The 2,211-nt window shown below is 40.0% G+C and carries 1 protein-coding gene; it reads right to left on the reverse strand.

What is annotated here, in order from left to right; genetic code table 11:
- Nucleotides 1–98: 98 nt before the first annotated feature.
- Nucleotides 99–1,739, reverse strand: coding sequence for a DUF4041 domain-containing protein (locus ACVBIL_RS20525; RefSeq protein ID WP_447168785.1), 1,641 nt, complete (start codon nt 1,737–1,739; stop codon nt 99–101).
- Between the last annotated feature and the right edge of the window lie 472 nt (nt 1,740–2,211).

Raw genomic sequence — 2,211 nt, forward strand, 5'->3', positions numbered from 1 at the left:
CTGCCCCGCGAAAGCTACGCCGACATCCCTGTCGGCATCACGCAATTTATTCCAACGCACTTCGGCAACTTCGATGGGGAACCGGTGTTATATGTGAGTTAGGCACTAATAGTTTGAAGATCGGCTTGTTGTTCTTTTTCTATAATTATGGATTCTTTATACTGAATGGCTTCAGCCTTCATTGTCCAATGAGTTTCGATACCAAGTTTTGTTACTAAATTCTTTAATTCAGTAAGCGTTACATTAAAAAACTCTTTACGTGGGTTAACTTTGTTAACTCTGCAGTCGTTAAATTGTTTATGAAGCTCACTTTCTAGTTTTGGTGCATCTTTGCTATACATCATTGCGTGAACATCGAAAGCAAATGGCACGCTAGCATCACCTAGCTCTCTTACTCTATCCATAGGTTCTAAGCGACGAGTCATCCCTACTTTATAAATATTCTCTCCAAACGAGCCAACATTAGAAATAATGTAAACGTGACCACATTTAGTTTGTTGGGCCATTGATAATGCTCTTTGATTTCTAGCTTCCGCTTCTTCCCATTTTGCTTGGAGGTCGGCAATTTGCATTTCTAGTTGTAAGCGCTCTTTTTCAGAAGCTTGCTCAAGCTCTTTTTTAGCCTTTACCATGGCCTTTTCAAGTAAAGACTCCTCTTTCAATGCTTCTTTTTGAGCTTTTTCATAGTCCTTTCTTGCTTTTTCTTCTTCTCTTATTTGAGCTTTGATTTCAGCTTGTTCCGCTTTTTCTGCTCTTCTTAGCTCTTCAGTTGCTACAGACCACTTTAATTCGCTTATTCTTGCTTGAAGGTATAAGTCGGTAATTCGTGCATTGCGAAACGCCGAGCCATGAAGGTTAACAATGGAGAATGAATCTATTGTTTGTTGTTTTAACTTTCCGAAATTGCCTCGTTTACTAAAAGAGAGAATAGAGTCTACTTTTCCATTGAAGGCATCTAGTACGAAATGAATTGCAGTGCTCCGCCTATTAGGCTCTACATAATCACAGTCGGCAGCTTTACCTGCTAAAACCATCGATTTCGTAGCTTTTCTACAATCTAATAATCGCTGACCTGCTTCTTTATGGCTAAACTCTTCGGCTAATGAATCTATCGCATCGTAGTTGGGAATGATGTATTCATCTCCATATCCCCCGATTGCATTTTTCATAGCTGTTGCTATAGCTGCGTATGTATCAGCGTTATTTTTTGCTTCCAATGCATTTCCAGCAATAACTTTTGCTGACTCTTCTGCCTGCTTAATAATTTGCTCGGAAGTTAGGTGGGCTTGATTTATAACTTCATCAGATTTAAGTAATGCAGCAGCTTTTTTGTCTCTTAATTCCTGACGCAGAGCTTTGGCATCACTCTTGGCCTGCTCTAGTATATTTAATGAGGCAAATTTTATTTGGTCTGACTCAATAATTGATTTATTTTTGTGCTGCTCAGCCCATGTGTGTATTTTTGCCTTTACGCGTTCAGCATCTTCTTTAGCTTGATTTATTAGATTGTTAGAGTCTAGTTGAGCTGTTTCTAACTGTGTTCTTGCTTCTTGCTTGATCGTTTCAGCTTCTTGGTGAGCATCCTCAATTTCTTGATACTTCCACAGTGGAGCCACTTTTTTGGTTAATTCCTCAATAGCTTTTTTATGCCAGGATGATTGATTGAAGGCGAAACAAAGAAGTAAAAATATTACAAACAGGCAAAATAATAGACAGAGAACCGATATCTGAGGGCTCATATGATAATTTCCTGATTAAGCATTTGAATACAAAATGTTAGCTATACTCGCGTTATTCGATTATGTCTATGAAATAATTGAGTCTGGATAGAGTTTAAGATCTCGAACACTTTAAGTGAGACTTCCGAGCCAAAATTGTTCGCTTTTCTAACCTGGTGTAGATACGGCTGTGACCGTCCATGACATGGACGTCATGGCCGAGCTTCCAGGGATGGACTTGTTGCGTGTCACGGCAGTGTCTGCACATACGCCGGCCGCAGGCCATTGGAACCGCTGATGTTGGAAGATACATCAAACTTAGCCTAAGAATTGGTGAATCAAAGGTTCATCGATGTAGATTTAAAGCCTGCGTTAGTTTCACGCCAATGGAACCCTTAACCTCTGTACATACGCCAGCCGCAGGCCATTGGAACCGCTGATGTTGGAAGATACATCAAACTTAGCCTAAGAATTGGTGAATCAAAGGTTCATC

The sequence above is a fragment of the Shewanella sp. 125m-7 genome, from assembly GCF_052977045.1.